Below are 14,924 nucleotides of genomic sequence, written 5' to 3'. Positions count from 1 at the left end.
GTCCGGCCACCCTGCCTCTGGGCGGCCCGACGGCCCGCCCAGGCAAATCTACGCGACCACCCCCACGGGCGTGTCAGCCGTACGTCACATCGGTACGCCCTTCTCCCCACGGCCCCGAGAGCCCCACCTCTTTCAGGGCCGGTCGTAGATCGAATGATCGCCGACGCGGCGCCAGACCAGGAGTGGCCCACCGTCGTCGGTGGTGCCGAACTCGAAGGTCGCTCTGCCGTCTGGAGAGGCGAAGTTCCACGTCATCGCGTAGACACGTGTGTCTGTGAGTTTGTGAACACGTAGCCGAGTAGGCCAGGAAACACGACCTGTGTGCGCCCCCTGCTCGATGGCCGGCAGGAAATGCTTGAAGACCACTTCTCTGAAGAGCGCGTACTGCTCGGGGGAAAGCCGGGCCACATCCCGGAGGAAGGCGGCCGTACGCTCGAATTTCACGGAAGGTCTTCCGCCCGGACCGCGTCCATCTCGGCGAAAAGATCATCCATGGTGGCGAAGGAGCGCGTGCGACCCTCATGGATGTCCTCGTCGGCTTCGGCCTCCGCCGACTGCCATCCGGAGGTCCAGTACCAGGCTTCGTCCGACGGCACGATGGCGGCGACACGTCGGCCCTGGTCCGTCAGGTAGGCGATCGCGTGTCGCTGTGCGGCAGCGTTGATCACGTCCGGCAGATGGCCGTCGGCCTCGTTCAGCGGCACCTCGAACGCGTTCTCGCTCATGTCGCGAGTGTAGGTCGTGGTCTGTGCGGGGGTCACGCGCCCTACGGTAACAGGCCGCACACGGAGCGTGGCCGACGTCCTCCGGTCCCGAAGAGGAATGGGCACACGTATGAGGCTGGGTAGGTGAGCCGAGGGACGGGCCGTACGGGCTCGGCGGCCTGCTCAGGCCGGGAGACGGGCGAGGAGGCCGTCCAGACCGCTACGCACCATGTCCGGGTCGCCGGTGCCGAGACCGTGCGTGACCTCGTGCCACGGCCCGAGCCGGTGCCACAGCAGCGCCCGTTCGGTGACCTCGGCGACGGCGCCGTACTCCGCCCCCACGGCCCTGGCGAAGACCGGAGGGGCACCGTGGAGCGGCCACGCCAGGTCGAGCGCCGGGTCGCCCACGTGCGCGTCGCAGAAGTCGATGACACCGCTCACCACGCCGTCCCGCGTGAGCACGTGTTCGGGCCCGAGATCCCCGTGGACCAGGGCGGTGGCGGGCAGCGCGGCCACGCCGTCCAGTAACGCCCGGGCGGCGCCTCGCCGGCCCTCCGGCAGGAGCGGCACGACACGCGTGCCGAAGTCCTTCACCGTGGCCGCCCGCTCCCGCAGCGCCTCTTCCGCCGGCGGCGCACCCTGCCGGGCGGCCTCCACGGGATCGGTCGCGTGCAGGGCGCGCAGGAACGCGCCCAGAGCGCGGCCGCTCACGGCGTCGAAGGTCCCGAGCGGCTCACCGGCGATCACCTCATGCCGTACGACCAGGGGCTCCCGCCGCAGGACGTGGGGCGACGGGACGGGCAGCGGCAACCGCGGCGCGAGCCAGGGCAGCAGGCGGGTCTCCATGAGCAGCCGCGCGGCCACCTCCGGCCGCCTGGGGCGGCGCTCCACCCAGCGCTCCCCCACCAACCGCGCCTGGCTGTCCCACCCGGTCCCGCCCCACTCCCCCGACAGTCCCCTCATCACTCCAATAGATCACCCCCGCCACGTCACGCCCACCCCTTTTCCGGCAATGCGTGTCGTGCGGCAGCGCTCGCTGAGCGAGGAGGGCCCGGTGCCGAGGCCGCGTCGGAGGCCCATGGCCGGAGCCACCATGGAAAAGAGAACGGCCGTACGGGCGTGGAGTCGCCCGTACGGCCGTCTTGGGGTCATCTCAGGAGGCGGTGCAGGTCAGCGTCGCAGGGACGGAGTTGGTGTTGTTCCAGTTGGCCTGGAAGCCGAACGTGGTGGACGCCCCGGAGCTGAGCGAGCCGTTGTAGCTCACGTTGGTGACCGTGACGTTCGCCCCGGACTGGCTCACCGTGCCGTTCCAGGACTGGGTGATCGTCTGGCCGTTCGCGAAGGCCCACTTGACGGTCCAGCCGCTGATCGCCACGGTGCCGGTGTTCTTCACCGTGACCTCGCCCTGGAAGCCGCCCGGCCACTGGTTGGCCACCTTGTACGTCGCCGAGCACGACTTGCCGCCCGAGGGGGTCGCCGAGGGCGACGCGCTGGGCGAGCGCGACGGGGACGCGCTCGGAGACGCACTGGGAGACGCGCTCGGAGACGCGCTCGGAGACGCGCTGGGCGAGGCCGAGGGAGAGGCCGAGGGCGACGCCGACGGGGACTGGGTTCCGCCGGTGCGGTCGCCATAGATGACGCCCCGGCCGTTGGTGCCGAGGTAGACCCGGCCGTAGATCCGGGGATCGCCGGTCAGGGCCTCGCCCATGTTGCCGTACTGGTGCTGGTCGTCGTTGATGCGCACCCAGCTCACGCCGATGTCGTCGGACCGGAACAGACCGCTGACACCGTCGACGGCGCCGGCCAGGTAGAGCGCCTGGTACGACTGGCCGGGCGCCGCCTTGCCGAAACCGACGTTGATCGAGTCGCTGACGTTCGACAGCTTGGTGAACGAGGCGCCCGAGTTGGTGGAGTGCCACAGGCCGCCGTCCCCGGCCAGCCAGATGTCGCCCTCCTTACCGGGCAGCGCCTTGAAGTGGACGTCGGTCGTCGGCAGGCCGGTCGCCGCGGTGGCGCTGAAGCTCGCGCCGCCGTTCGTGCTGACGTAGAACTTGCCGCCCGAGTAGGCGTAGAACTTCTGCGCGTTGACCCGGTCGGACTCGACGATCGCGTTGGCCGGGACGCCGGTGGAGGCGCTCCAGCTGTTGCCGAAGCCGACGGAGTAGACGACCTGGATGCCGGGGTCGGCCGGCGACCACACGAAGCGGCTGCCGTCGGCCGCCGCGGCGACGGTGCCGCCGTTGTTGACGCCGCCCGGCTCGGTGCCCTGGAACCAGTTGGCCCCGCCGTCGGTGGAGAAGGCGACGTGGCTGTCGTTCGGCCGGTCGGAGTCGGTGAAGTTTCCGGCCCGGACCATAACGCTCGGGTTCGTCTCGGCGTAGTCGAGCGAGGTGGTGGAGGTGAAGACGGGCTGGGTGAACAGCATGGACGGCACGGCGTCGAGGTTGGTGTGCCGGAAGCCGCCGATGTCGCCCAGCGCGCTGATCAGCGGGGCGCCGGCCGGCGGGCTGATCAGGTCGAGTACGGCGGTCTCCTCCAGGCCCTTCACCATCGGCTTGATCGTGAACTGGCCGCCGGAGTCCCACTTCGTGAGGTCGGTGGTGCCGTAGATCGTCGCGCCGGTGCCGTACATCATCCGGTCGGAGTTGAACGGGTCGATCTCGACCGACTCGTTCATCCAGCCGAGCTTGGGCGTGACCTCCGGCGGCTGCGGGTTGGTCCCGAAGGTCAGCCACGGCGCGGACGAGATGTCCATCTTGTAGCGGAAGCTGCGTTCGGGGTACGAGGTCCAGTCCCAGATGCGGGTCCAGGTCGCGCCGCTGTCGGTGCTCCGCCAGAAGATGGCGTCGGGCCACCAGGAGACCTGCGTGGCCACCATGATCGTCTTCGGGTTCTGCCGGTCGATGGTCAGGCCGCTGTAGCCGAAGTAGTCGTCGCCGCTGCTGGACGGGATCGGGCTGATCTGGGTCCAGGCGCCGGTGGCGGTGGCGTAGCGCCACACGTCGCCCTTGCCGCCGTCGTACGGGCCGCCGGTGTCGCTGGTGGCGATGTAGAGGTAGCCGTTGGCGGTGTCGAGCACGCCCTTGTGGGCGATGTAGCCGGTCGGCTGCCCGGCGACGCGCTCCCAGGAGGTGCCGCCGTTGGTGGTCCGGTAGACCGTGTTGCTCTTGTCCGCCACGCCGACGTAGATGGTCTGGGTGGCGTTGCCCGAGGTGCCGGTCCGCTTGTCGAAGGTCACCCAGACGACACCCTGGTTGTCACCGTTGTACGCGTCTCCGGGGCTGGCGACGTAGTTGCCGACGTTGGGGAAGTTGGTGACCTTGGCCCAGGTCGCGCCGGAGTCGGTGCTCCGCCACAGGCCGTTGCCGCTGGGCGCGCCGAAGTACAGGACGCTGTTCTTGTTCGGGTCCACCGCGAGGCGCTCGCCCATGCCGCGGCCGGGCATGTTGCCGCCCAGCTTGAACGGCAGCGGGCTGACCTGCCACGAGGCGCCCTTGTTCGACGAGCGGATGATCGCGCCGTTGTTGGGGTCCCAGCTGTTGGTGTACATGCCGACGGCGGCGTACACCTTGTTGGCGTCCACCGGGTCGGGGGTGATGCTGACGACCCCGTTGTAGCCCCAGTTCGACTGGCCGACCCAGTCGAGCAGCGGCGTCCAGGTCTGGCTGGACTGCTCCCACCGGTACGCGCCGCCGATGTCGGTGCGGGCGTAGATGAGGTCCTTCTGGACCGGGCTGAACACGATGCCGGGAACGAAGCCGCCCCCGGCGATCTGCACGTTCTTGAACGTGTACGGATCGGCGGCGACGGCCGACACCGGCGCCATCCTGATCACGGCCGTGGTCAGCGCCACCGCGGCGACCACGAGCAGGGTTGCGAGTCTTCGCATGGACGGTTTCCCCTTCGGGCATGGACAACCGGCCATGCACGATCAGGCGGGGACCCTGACCGTCCTTCTCCTCCGTGCATGGAAATCTGAACGAGAGATTCACACATGAGCCGAAGCGCCGTCAATAGTTTGACGTCCAGACAAAATCTAAACCGGTTTCACCACGGGGGGCGCGTCCCGTTCTCGCGCGCGTGTGGAACATAATTCCGGACATGACTACAGCTCTCGTGCTGGGCGGCGGAGGCGTCGCCGGGATCGCCTGGGAGGCGGGGATCGTGACCGGCCTGCGCCGTCTCGGTGTGGACCTGGGGACGGCGGACCGCATCGTCGGCACCTCGGCGGGGTCGGTCGTCGGCACGCTCGTGGCCACCGGCGCCGACCTGGAGGAGACGATCGCCCGTCGGGCCGAGGTGGACACCGGACCGCCACCCGCCGTCGACATGGACGGGATCATGCAGGTCTTCGCGGTCATGTCCGACCCCGCGCTGGACCGCCGTGAGGCCCGGCGCAGGGTCGGGCAGATGGCTCTGGCGGCCCGGGTGGACCACCAGGCGGAACGGCTCGCGGCGGTGGGTGAGGGGCTGCCCGTCAAGGAGTGGCCGGACCGTGAGCTGCTCGTCACCGCCGTGGACGCCGCGACGGGCGAGTTCGTCGTGTGGGACCGGTCGGCCGGCGCGCCGCTGGTGCTCGCCGTCGCATCGAGTTGCGCGGTGCCGATGGTCTTCCCACCGGTGGAGATCGGCGGCAGGCGCTACGTGGACGGCGGGGTCCGCTCCGCGACCAACGCCGACCTGGCCGGCGGAGCGCGGACGATCGTCGTGCTGGAGCCCCTCGGCCACCTGACCCCCAGGGAGGTGCTCGACGCCGAGTTGCTGGAGGCCGGGGCGGACGCCGCGTACACGGTGCATCCCGACGGGGCGTCGCGGGAGGTGTTCGGCGCCGACGTGCTCGACCCGAGGCTGTGGGGGCCCGCCTTCCGGGCGGGGCTCGACCAGGCCGCCGCCGTCGCCGCCCCGCTGTCCGGCGTCTGGGCCTGACCCGGCCGACGGCGGCGGCGGAGCCCTTCCGCGCGCCGCCCGCTTCGGTTCACCCCGTCTCGCTGACCGCCTTGCTGACCGCGTTGGGGCCGTCGTACTCCCGGTCCGGGATGCGCTCCAGCGCGTTCAGGACGGTGTCGTCGGCGCCCTGGTCGCGGGCCGTACGGATCAGGTCCGACTTGCCGGCCGGGTAGTCCACGCCCTTCAGGTGCTTCTGCAGCTGGATCGGGTTCGGGGCGTCGGCCATGACCTGTCTCCCTTCGTCCGTGTTCTCCTCACCTGCTCGCCTACCCGCTCGTCCACTCGGCCACGCGGGACGCCGCGGCGGACGCCCGAAACCGGCTTTACCGCCCGCTCACCTGCGGTTTTGTCACGATTGGGTATACGCGAGCCCACTTTGTGAAACGGGGAGGCGTGCGGGTAGCTGGCGTTGCGTGCCTGATGCCCAATTGCTGGCCGCACAGGATCTGCGGCTCGACGTCAATCTCCTGGACTATGTGATCCTCGCCCTGTACTTCCTCGTGGTACTGGGCATCGGCTTCGCCGCCAGGCGGGCCGTACGGACGAGCCTGGACTTCTTCCTCTCGGGCCGCGCGCTTCCCGCCTGGATCACCGGCCTCGCCTTCATGTCCGCCAACCTCGGCGCCACCGAGATCCTCGGCATGGCCGCCAACGGCGCGCAGTACGGCCTGATGACCGTGCACTACTACTGGATCGGCGCGGTTCCCGCGATGGTGTTCCTCGGCGTCGTGATGATGCCGTTCTACTACCGGTCGAAGGTGCACAGCGTCCCCGAGTTCATGCGCCGCCGCTTCAACGGCGCGACCCAGCTCCTGAACGCCTCGACGTTCGCCCTCGCGCAGATCCTCATCGCCGGGATCAACCTGTACGCGCTGGGGCTCGTCATGGACGCCCTGCTCGGCTGGCCGCTGTGGGTCTCGATCATCGTGGCGGCGGCGATCGTGCTCGCGTACATCACGCTCGGCGGCCTGTCCTCGGCGATCTACAACGAGGTCATGCAGTTCTTCGTGATCGTCGCGGCGCTGGTGCCGATCGTGGTGATCGGCCTGACCCGGGTCGGCGGCTTCTCCGGCCTCGGCGAGAAGGTCAAGCAGGGCGTGCTCGGCGAGGGCGGCCTGCACACCTGGGCGCAGACCAGCGGCACCGACAACCCGATGAGCGCCAACTGGATCGGCCTGGTCCTCGGCCTCGGGTTCGTGCTCTCCTTCGGCTACTGGACCACCAACTTCGCCGAGGTCCAGCGCGCGCTGTCGGCCCGCAACACCAACGCGGCCCGGCTCACCCCCATCGTCGCGGCGTACCCGAAGCTCGTGATCCCGATCGTGACCGTGATCCCGGGTCTCGTCGCGGTGGTGCTGTTCGGCAACCTGGGCAAGGACGGCGGGCCGACGTACAACGAGGCGATCCCGCTGCTGATGAACGAGTTCCTGCCGAACGGCGTGCTCGGCATCGCGGTGACCGGCCTGCTCGCGTCGTTCATGGCCGGAGTCGCCGCCAACATCAGCGGCTTCAACACGGTCTTCACGTACGACATCTGGAAGTCGCACGTCAACGGCGATCACTCCGACGAGTGGTACGTACGGCTCGGCCGGATCGCCACCACCGGCGGCATCGTCGCGGGAATCGGCGCGGCGTTCATCGCGGCGGGGTTCAGCAACATCATGAACTACTTGCAGTCACTGTTCTCGTTCTTCAACGCCCCGCTGTTCGCGACGTTCATCATCGGCCTGTTCTGGCGGCGGATGACCGCGTGGGCGGGCTTCTGGGGCCTGCTGAGCGGCACCGTCTGCGCCTTCGCGTCGTACATCCTCTACAAGACGGGTGTGCTCGACTTCGGCACCGAACTGAACGCGAGCTTCTGGGGCGCGGGCATCGCCTTCGTGGTCGACGCGATCGTCTCGGTCGTGGTCACGCTCGTCACCACCCCCAAGCCGCAGAGCGAGCTTCGCGGGCTCGTCTACGGCCTGAGCGACGCGTCCCTCTCGGACGACGCGCTGGCGGGAGACGCCGCCTGGTACCGCTCCCCCGTCATCCTCGGCGCCGGCGCGGTCGTCCTCGCCGCGGCGTTCTACCTGCCCTTCCTGTAGGAGGTTCTGATGGCCGCCCCGCAACGGCTCTTCGACATCCGCCGCGTGATCGGTGGTCTGTTCCTGCTGTACGGACTGATCCTCACCGTCACCGGCCTGTTCGACGGCGCCGAGGAGATCCAGAAGGCGGAGGGCATCCGCATCAACCTGTGGACGGGCATCGCCATGCTCGTGGTCGGCGGCGCCTTCCTGCTGTGGGAGCGTCTGCGCCCGGCCGACGCCCCCGCGCCCTCCGACGCCTCCTCCGACGACGAGGAGTGAGCAGGATTCCCCTTGGCTCCTTGGGACACAGGGCCGCGGTCGTCTCGACCGCGGCCCTCGTCGTCTCCGGTGACGCGGTCAGCGCGGACGGACCACCACTCCGGCGGCGCCCTCGGGAACGGCGGCGCCGGCGGCGTCGGGACCGGCTCCCCGGGGCACCGCGGCAGCGGAGTCCTTCGTGACGACGACGGGAGGCACGAGCACGGCCGGGATCGAGGCCGTGGTGCCGTTGGACACGGTGGCCGTGCCGTACACGGTCCTGCCGCCCGCGACCTCGACGGCGAGCGCCGCCGCGGCGGCGGCCTCGGCGGCGACGTCGGCGCGCACGGTCACGGTGGCGGTCGGCGCGCCCGTGCTCACCCGCCGCAGGCCGCCCGTCCGCCCGCCCTGGCCGACCAGCGGGACCCCGGCCGCGCCCGCTCGCGCGAGGGCGGCCGCGACCGCCTCCGCCGCCTCGCCCGGGCAGCAGACGCCGGCCACCTTCGCGGGCCCGCCGAGCGCCGCGAGGGCCGCCACCACCTCGCGCGCCGCGTCACCGGGCCGGGCCAGGTCCCGTTCCCAGCCGATCGTCACGCGGCCGTCCAGCACCGCGTGCAGGCTGCGCTTCACGGCCACCGCGTACGGATCGCCCGGCGGACCGTTGAGAAGCAGCACGGGCCCGGGGCCCTTCCCGGGGCCCTTGCCGGGACGCTGTATCGCGCCGAGCAGGGCCAGGGCCTGCGACCGGCCGGCCCGCGCCGGGTCGGTCGAGACGTACGCGTCCACCGGCCCGTCGGCCAGCCGGCCGTACGCGACGACCTTCGCCCCGGCCAGCTTCGCCCGCGCGACCCAGGGCGCGGCGGACCCGGGATCCACCGCGCCGAGGACCAGCACCCGGACGCCGTCCGCCAGCATCCGCCCGACCTGCCGCCCCTGCCGGGCCCGGTCACCGGCGGCGTTCGCGTACTCGACCCGGCAGCGTGGGCAGCGGGCCGTTAAGGCGCGGGTGAACAGGGCGCGCTCGAGGCCCTCGGCGGGAAGCAGCAGGCCGACGGTGAAGCCCTCGCGGACGGCCCCGACGGCGCCGAGGCCCGCTCCCCGCTCCTCCCCTCGCTGTCCGCACGCCGCGACCGACGCCAGGAGAAGCACGCAGACGCCCGCCAGCCGTCTCCCCACGGGACACCCCCGATCCGTTGCGGAGCCACGTTTCGCAGAGCCGTCGTGTGTGGAGCCTGACCACATCCCTCACCCCATACCCGGACAATTGCCCCACAACTCCCGCGACGCCCATCGGCACCAGCACCAGACGATCACCAGAGGCGGGGATTACGCCGAGGGCCGAAGGGCGTGGCTCCCCTCCGTGCGCGCATCCCCTCCTGCTCTAAGTTGTGAGAGACTCCACCATTGCGGGGCGGTAGCTCAGCCGGTCAGAGCATCGGACTCATAATCCGTGGGTCGTGGGTTCAAGTCCCACCCGCCCTACCACGTACGACCAGCGATCAGCGGTCCGACCTGCGCGTTCGTCCGTCGTCCACTTGGCGGGAACGCAGCCGCCGGAGGATGAGCGGCCTTATTTCTTACGAGGCGTTCTCAGCTGGGGCGTCTTCGTCGCCGCACAGCGCTTGCCGCTTGAAAGCCGACAGCGCGTCATCGATGGGGTGGGGCTGCGGCCTTCCCGAAGAATCGATCGTGTTCCATCTCACGAGGTTCATCGCGACGGAGATCTGGCGCTTGCCGTCGGCGCGGATCCAGGACTGCGTCTCGGCGCCCCAGACCGTCCCGTCGTTGCCCCAGAAGGTGCCGCACCCCGGGATCTCCAGCTCGTGCAGGCCGAGGCCGTAGGAGATCATCTGCCCGGACTGGCTGATGACAGGGCCGGTCCGCTGCATCTGGGCCAGCGACGACGGCTTGACGATCTTGCCGTCGAGCAGCTTGCCGTAGAAGCGGTTGAGATCCTCCATCGTCGACACCAGCGAGGCCCCTATCCCCGTCCAGGACATGTCGTAGACGCTGTAGTCGCGCGGCGGGTCGATCAGGCCGAAGAACGCCTCGTACATCCGTGAGTGCGGTCCCCTGACGCGCGGCCCGGCCGGAAACATGGTGTGCCGCAACCCGGCGCGTCTGATGACGTTCCGGGTGATGTACTTCTCGGCGGTGGTACCGGTCACCTTCTCCAGGAGCTCGCCGAGGATCAGGTAATTGGTGTTGGCGTACACCCCCGGCGAGCCTCCGGGCTCGCCGACGGCGGGCGCCCTGAGTCCCATCTCGATCAGCTCGGCCGGGGTGAACCGCCTGAACCGGTTGTCGTCCAGGCTCTTGGGCGACATGTCCGGTAGAGACGGAAACTTCTGGAGGGACGGGAACGCATAGCCGAGGTACTCGGCTATGCCGCTGGTGTGGTTGAGCAGCATCCGAACAGTGACCTTCTCGCCGCGTTCGCCCGGCACCAGGCGCGGCAGATAGCGGCCGATCGGCGCGTCGAGCTCGACTCGCCCCTTCTCGACCTGCTGCAGGACCGCGGCGGCGACGAAGGTCTTGGCGAGGCTGCCGACGCGATGCAGCATGCCAGGCGTTACAGGACGGCCGGTCTCCAGATCGGCCACCCCTGAGGCACCGCGCCAGACCTGGCCCTCGGAGCGCACCTCGGCGAACACACCGGGCATCCCCGCGCGGTGGACCTCGTCCATGGCGGACGTCAGCCTCGCGGGGTCGACGCCTGTCACCGAGCGGGTGGCGCCGGCCGGCACGACCGCCGTCTCGCTGGTCGCGGGCACCGCCGTCACCGCGCCCGCGCCGACACCCAGCATGGCCACGCTTGCACATGCCATCAGTCCGATCTTCACGCCGTTCGTCCTCTCGTGATCCATGGATACGCCGGGGACTGTCCCCCATGCTTTCCGACGCCCCGCCTCACCCGGCCGGGGCCCGTTCATCGTGCCCCTCGCGCTGGTCAGAGATCGTCCTGCACAGGAAGACATCTCAGGCCGGCACCGGGGAAGTAGTCCCCGCCCGGCTACATCGTGTGGAGTAGCGATCCGTCACGCTCGTTCCTCGACCCCCGGGCTCCGCCCACGTCTCCACCTGACGCATGGTTGCTCGGGGGTCGCTCGCGCGTACGCGGAAGACGTCCCCGGCCGGTAGGGTCGTCCGCGTGGATCTTGACGACACCGCCGCCCGGCTCGGGGTATCCGTCGAGGACGTCGAGCGCGTGCACCGGCTCGCCGGCGACCGGCCGTCGGCTCCGCTGCCCGCCAAGGCCGACGCGCCCGCGATCCTCGACCGGCTCGCGGTGCGGCCGGACGACGCCGCCGAGATCATGGCCGGCTGGCCCGACCCCGGATCTCCACTGTGGACTCCGGAGCTGCGCTGGCTGCTCGACCGCTCGATCGCACTGGTCCGCGCCGATCTCGGGGGGCACGGCTGGCTCTCGCCAGGTCCGGAGCTGCCGCGCGAGCGGGGCCCCGCCTGGCGGCATCTCTACGTGTACGCGTACCTGGCCCTGGTCGACGTCGTCAGGGGGTACCACCGCGACCACGGCATCCCCGATGCAGTGTCGTGGACGACCCTCGCGGACCTGGGTCGCAACCTCGCGGTCGACCGGCGGATGCACCGCGAGGGCTGGCCGGTCATGCAGAGCTGGCTGACGCTGCACGCCCGCGGCAGCGTCTACGAGCTGGGCCGGCTGCAGTACCAGCGCGGCGACACCGACATCGGCGTGCACATCTTCGAGTCGGGGCCGATGACCCCGGAGGCGGTCGCGGCGTCACTCGACGAGGCCCGCGCGTTCTTCCCGCGCCACTTTCCGGACGAGCGCTACACGGCGTTCTCCTGCGGCTCGTGGCTGCTCGACCCGCAGTTGCTGGAGTACCTGCCCGAGGACTCCAACATCGTCCGATTCCAGCGAAGGTTCGAGCTGGATCCGTACGAGGAGCCGGAAGGGCTGGACGCCGACGTCGAGGTGCTGCGGTTCGTGTTCCGCACCCTGACCACGCCGCTCGACCAGCTGCCGCGCCGCACCGTGCTCCAGCGCGCGATCGTCGACCACCTGAAGGCCGGCCGCCACTGGCACTGGCGCCGCGGCCGCTTCCCGATCTAGCCACACCTCCAGGTTCCGTCTCCCGGATACCAACAGCATGGACCTTTCACCGACGAGGCGCTGGTCCAGGCTCGCCTGAGAATCTTCGGAGCAGCGGGTTCCGGCAAGGTTCCGGGTGGACCCTGCTGAGATCCGACGACCATGATTGCGAGATGCGCGTCCGCGTAGAATCGCCACCGTACCTCAATGATCTGCGCGTCCCTGACAACCGTCAGGCGTTCACCTTCAATTGGTGGACACGCTGCTTGGACAAACCCATGACGCGTGCCGTGTCTGGCTCCGACCAGTGGCTCGTCAGTACTCTCGCGGCCTTGACCGCTAGTTCCGCAGCGCGCTTGGCATGCGCTTCGGCAAGTTCCTTCTCGCGCCTGTATTCCGCCACCACCCCCGCCACCTCCTCTGGAAGATCGAAGACGAACTCCACCGCAGGAGTCTCCTCAGGCCATGCCCAGGCGTGAATCTCCGCCAAGTCACGCTCTAGTTGGGACAAGGAGCTTGCCACACCGACTCCTTCAACCTCGCCGGCAGGGCAGCGCGACACCCACCGCCGGTTCTCGTAGGTGACGACATACGTGATCGTCTTGCTCACTGGCTCATCCTTTCTACGACCGCCTCCAGCCGCTTGAGGGCTTCGCGAAAGAGCTCCGGGTCGCGATCCGGGTCGGCAGGAATCATGACGGGAACCGAGATGACGCCCTCCTTGATCACACGCAGTGCGCACATCTCGCCCTTGAGGTGGTACAGCCAGTCAGCTGTGGCACCTGCGGCAGCGACGATTGTGGCCACCTCGGCGAGCTGTCGCATGTGTGGGGGAAGGCCCTCGGCCAAATCCCGCTAGGAAGCAACCTCCTAGTGAGATAGGAGGTTGCTTCCTAGTGCTAAGCAGCCCTCATCCATCGCAATCAGGCGAGATCGCTGGCTCAGTCCGACGGTTCACCCGCATCCTGGTGATCAGCCTCGCGCCGGTCAAGGCGGACGTGCACAAGGCCATGAAACAGTTCCAGCAGATCTCCATCGCCGAGCTGTAGGCCGACAAGGGCCTGCACCTGGAGTCGGTGATGAACGCGCGGGACCCCGCGGATGCGCACCATCCGCATCACCGAGTTCTGGCGCGGCGTGGTCCTGGTCCCGGACGACGGGACCGCTGCTGAACGTCGTGCCGCACGACGAGGCCTACGGAGGGGGTGGCCAAGCGGCTCTACACCGTCAACTCCGCCACCCACGCCCTGGAGGTGCGCAACGGTCGCCATCGGACAGCTTGTGTCGATCGTCTCCGGTCCCCCACGGCTTGCGCTCCATACGTCGAGCGTCCCAGGACAGGCGAAGGGCGAACACGTCATCGATGACCTGATGAGACTCAGTAAGGGCCAGGCCGGCCAGCCCTGGAATAGTACTTCTGCACACGGATGTACTGATCCACCCAGAAGGCGTCTTTCTCCGCCTTCGAAGCGCCCGGCCGGAGCAGCTTGAGTTCCGTTGCCAGGGCGTAGAATCCGCCCCCTGGGTCGGTCCCGCCCTTATGCGTGACGAGCGCCGAGATCATCAGCTCGGTCTCTGGATAATTCCTCGTCACGATCAGCCCTAAGAGGTAACCGATGCCGGCTCGCTGATCAGCCCGCTCGAAATCGAAGCCGGGAAGGCCGGTTCTCTCCACCAAAGCGTCGTTGAAGTCAGCGTACGACGTGTTGCCGGAGCCTTGAGCGCGCTCGATGAGAAATTCGAGCCCGACCTCCGCGAGCTGATCCCACGTCTCTTCGTCACGACCGTACTTGTGCATTGAACCGCCTCCATCGAGAGGATAACAAGCAGTCCGGAAGATCCGACGGCGTTCACACTGCTTGCTGAGGTTCGCCGGACCTCTGCGGACAGAACCGCTTCTGCTGCGCCGCGCGACCACCGCAGCATGGCTCTCGCGGCGCTTGTCACATATTCGGGAGCCGCCCTGTCTTGAATGGCGAACCGGTGGCAACAGGCCGCCGGCAGATCCAGGGAAGGGCACGATGACTCTCAGCCGCTTGGGCAGCGCCGCCGCTGTCGCGATGATGGTGACCGTCGCCGGCACGGTTCTGACAACGCAACCCGCCGCAGCCGCATCCACCGTCAACTACAAGCACAGCCAGGCTCAGTTCGACAACAATCCCGGCAACGGAGCCGCGGCCTGGGTCTGGGTCTGGACCAGTGCCGACAAAGCCGAGCTCCGCTGGCAGTACTACGACGGCAGCGGCGGAACGCTCGACACCGGGCCGGGTCCCGGGTCGACCGCGAGCCTGTCCAAGGACGTCTGGAGAATCTCTCTCTGCGAATACTGGTCTGAGTGGGACTACAGCTGCTCGGACTGGAAGAGCTGATTCGGCCGGGCCGCTTCGCCCACGCCGCTGAGCGCTCTCCTGGAAGAGCACCTCGTCACAGCGGTAGCGACAGGTCAGCAAGGTAGACATGTCCGCTGGAGGTTCCAGCGGACATGTCTCGGCTTTCGGGGGATTCGGGGTCAGGGGCCTCGGACGACGGCCGACCTCACCGACACCCCCGCGAGCGGTACGGGGCTGTGGAAGACGCCCACCGGCCTATAGGGTCATCCACCTGGATCTTGACGACACCGCCGCCGGGCTCGGGGTATCCGTCGAGGACGTCGAGCGCGTGCACCGGCTCGCCGGCGACCGGTCGTCGGCTCCGCTGCCGCCAAGGCCGACGCGCTCGCGATTCAACCTGCCGCGCCTGCTGGAGGCATCCGTCGTGTTCTGGCGCGAGCACGGCGAGGTGCTCGTCCGGCAGGAGGGCTACCACGAGGCCGCCTGTCAGATCATCCTCATGGCCTTCCTGCACCGGCTGGTGAACGGCGGAGGTTATCTC

Annotated in this window: 15 protein-coding genes and 1 tRNA gene; 6 read left to right on the top strand and 10 right to left on the bottom strand. The window is 69.1% G+C overall.

The annotated features are described in order from the left end of the window. Nucleotides 1-132 precede the first annotated feature (132 nt). The 4 genes from F5972_RS32430 to F5972_RS32415 form a co-directional block, all read right to left on the bottom strand. Nucleotides 133-444 (bottom strand): hypothetical protein, encoded by a 312-nt coding sequence (locus tag F5972_RS32430; protein WP_150939183.1) that lies wholly within the window; start codon nucleotides 442-444, stop codon nucleotides 133-135. After that, complete coding sequence (locus tag F5972_RS32425; RefSeq protein WP_150939181.1) at nucleotides 441-725, bottom strand: hypothetical protein; 285 nt, start codon at nucleotides 723-725, stop codon at nucleotides 441-443. Before F5972_RS32425 ends, F5972_RS32430 begins: the two co-directional genes overlap by 4 nt. 162 nt (nucleotides 726-887) lie before the next feature. Continuing rightward, nucleotides 888-1,667, bottom strand: a complete 780-nt coding sequence (locus F5972_RS32420) for a phosphotransferase (protein WP_150939179.1) — start codon at nucleotides 1,665-1,667, stop codon at nucleotides 888-890. Nucleotides 1,668-1,857: 190 nt separating this feature from the next. Beyond that, nucleotides 1,858-4,593 (bottom strand): cellulose-binding domain-containing protein, encoded by a 2,736-nt coding sequence (locus F5972_RS32415; RefSeq protein ID WP_150939177.1) that lies wholly within the window; start codon nucleotides 4,591-4,593, stop codon nucleotides 1,858-1,860. Between the two features lie 212 nt (nucleotides 4,594-4,805). Here F5972_RS32415 and F5972_RS32410 point away from each other — a divergent pair, with 212 nt between their 5' ends. Then, entirely contained in the window at nucleotides 4,806-5,630 is an 825-nt protein-coding gene (locus F5972_RS32410) for a patatin-like phospholipase family protein (RefSeq protein ID WP_150939175.1), read from the top strand. A 49-nt stretch (nucleotides 5,631-5,679) separates the two neighbouring features. On the opposite strand, the gene F5972_RS32405 is transcribed toward F5972_RS32410, so the two are convergent. Further along, nucleotides 5,680-5,877: a DUF2795 domain-containing protein gene (locus tag F5972_RS32405; protein ID WP_150939173.1), complete on the bottom strand. Its 198-nt coding sequence runs from the start codon at nucleotides 5,875-5,877 to the stop codon at nucleotides 5,680-5,682. A gap of 187 nt (nucleotides 5,878-6,064) precedes the next feature. Between F5972_RS32405 and F5972_RS32400 the strand changes: the two genes are divergently transcribed. Next, complete coding sequence (locus F5972_RS32400; RefSeq protein ID WP_225312090.1) at nucleotides 6,065-7,738, top strand: sodium:solute symporter family protein; 1,674 nt, start codon at nucleotides 6,065-6,067, stop codon at nucleotides 7,736-7,738. Between the two features lie 9 nt (nucleotides 7,739-7,747). Beyond that, nucleotides 7,748-7,999 carry a hypothetical protein gene (locus tag F5972_RS32395; RefSeq protein ID WP_150939170.1) on the top strand — a complete coding sequence of 84 codons (252 nt, stop codon included), beginning with the start codon at nucleotides 7,748-7,750 and terminating at the stop codon, nucleotides 7,997-7,999. A gap of 78 nt (nucleotides 8,000-8,077) precedes the next feature. On the opposite strand, the gene F5972_RS32390 is transcribed toward F5972_RS32395, so the two are convergent. Further along, a complete protein-coding gene (locus F5972_RS32390) occupies nucleotides 8,078-9,154 on the bottom strand; it encodes a substrate-binding domain-containing protein (protein WP_191910423.1) in 1,077 nt (358 codons plus the stop codon). A gap of 232 nt (nucleotides 9,155-9,386) precedes the next feature. Between F5972_RS32390 and F5972_RS32385 the strand changes: the two genes are divergently transcribed. Beyond that, nucleotides 9,387-9,463 (top strand) — tRNA-Ile (locus tag F5972_RS32385). Nucleotides 9,464-9,555: 92 nt separating this feature from the next. Here the strand turns inward: F5972_RS32385 and F5972_RS32380 are convergent. Continuing rightward, nucleotides 9,556-10,821, bottom strand: coding sequence for a serine hydrolase domain-containing protein (locus tag F5972_RS32380; protein ID WP_225312089.1), 1,266 nt, complete (start codon nucleotides 10,819-10,821; stop codon nucleotides 9,556-9,558). Between the two features lie 308 nt (nucleotides 10,822-11,129). On the opposite strand from F5972_RS32380, the gene F5972_RS32375 reads away from it, so the two are divergent. After that, nucleotides 11,130-12,074, top strand: a complete 945-nt coding sequence (locus tag F5972_RS32375) for an acyltransferase domain-containing protein (protein ID WP_150939166.1) — start codon at nucleotides 11,130-11,132, stop codon at nucleotides 12,072-12,074. 211 nt (nucleotides 12,075-12,285) lie between these two features. Here the strand turns inward: F5972_RS32375 and F5972_RS32370 are convergent, their stop codons facing one another. The 3 genes from F5972_RS32370 to F5972_RS32355 form a co-directional block, all read right to left on the bottom strand. Continuing rightward, entirely contained in the window at nucleotides 12,286-12,663 is a 378-nt protein-coding gene (locus F5972_RS32370; protein WP_150939164.1) for a hypothetical protein, read from the bottom strand. Further along, nucleotides 12,660-12,878: a hypothetical protein gene (locus tag F5972_RS32365; RefSeq protein WP_150939162.1), complete on the bottom strand. Its 219-nt coding sequence runs from the start codon at nucleotides 12,876-12,878 to the stop codon at nucleotides 12,660-12,662. Before F5972_RS32365 ends, F5972_RS32370 begins: the two co-directional genes overlap by 4 nt. A gap of 553 nt (nucleotides 12,879-13,431) precedes the next feature. After that, nucleotides 13,432-13,851 (bottom strand): hypothetical protein, encoded by a 420-nt coding sequence (locus F5972_RS32355; protein WP_191910422.1) that lies wholly within the window; start codon nucleotides 13,849-13,851, stop codon nucleotides 13,432-13,434. A 223-nt stretch (nucleotides 13,852-14,074) separates the two neighbouring features. On the opposite strand from F5972_RS32355, the gene F5972_RS32350 reads away from it, so the two are divergent. Next, nucleotides 14,075-14,422 (top strand): hypothetical protein, encoded by a 348-nt coding sequence (locus F5972_RS32350; protein WP_150939160.1) that lies wholly within the window; start codon nucleotides 14,075-14,077, stop codon nucleotides 14,420-14,422. The last annotated feature ends 502 nt before the right edge of the window (nucleotides 14,423-14,924 follow it).

The organism is Microbispora cellulosiformans (assembly GCF_008728085.1).
GTDB lineage: Bacteria > Actinomycetota > Actinomycetes > Streptosporangiales > Streptosporangiaceae > Microbispora > Microbispora amethystogenes.
Note: the sequence above shows the minus strand (reverse complement) of the source record. Positions and strands in the feature narration are given on the sequence as shown.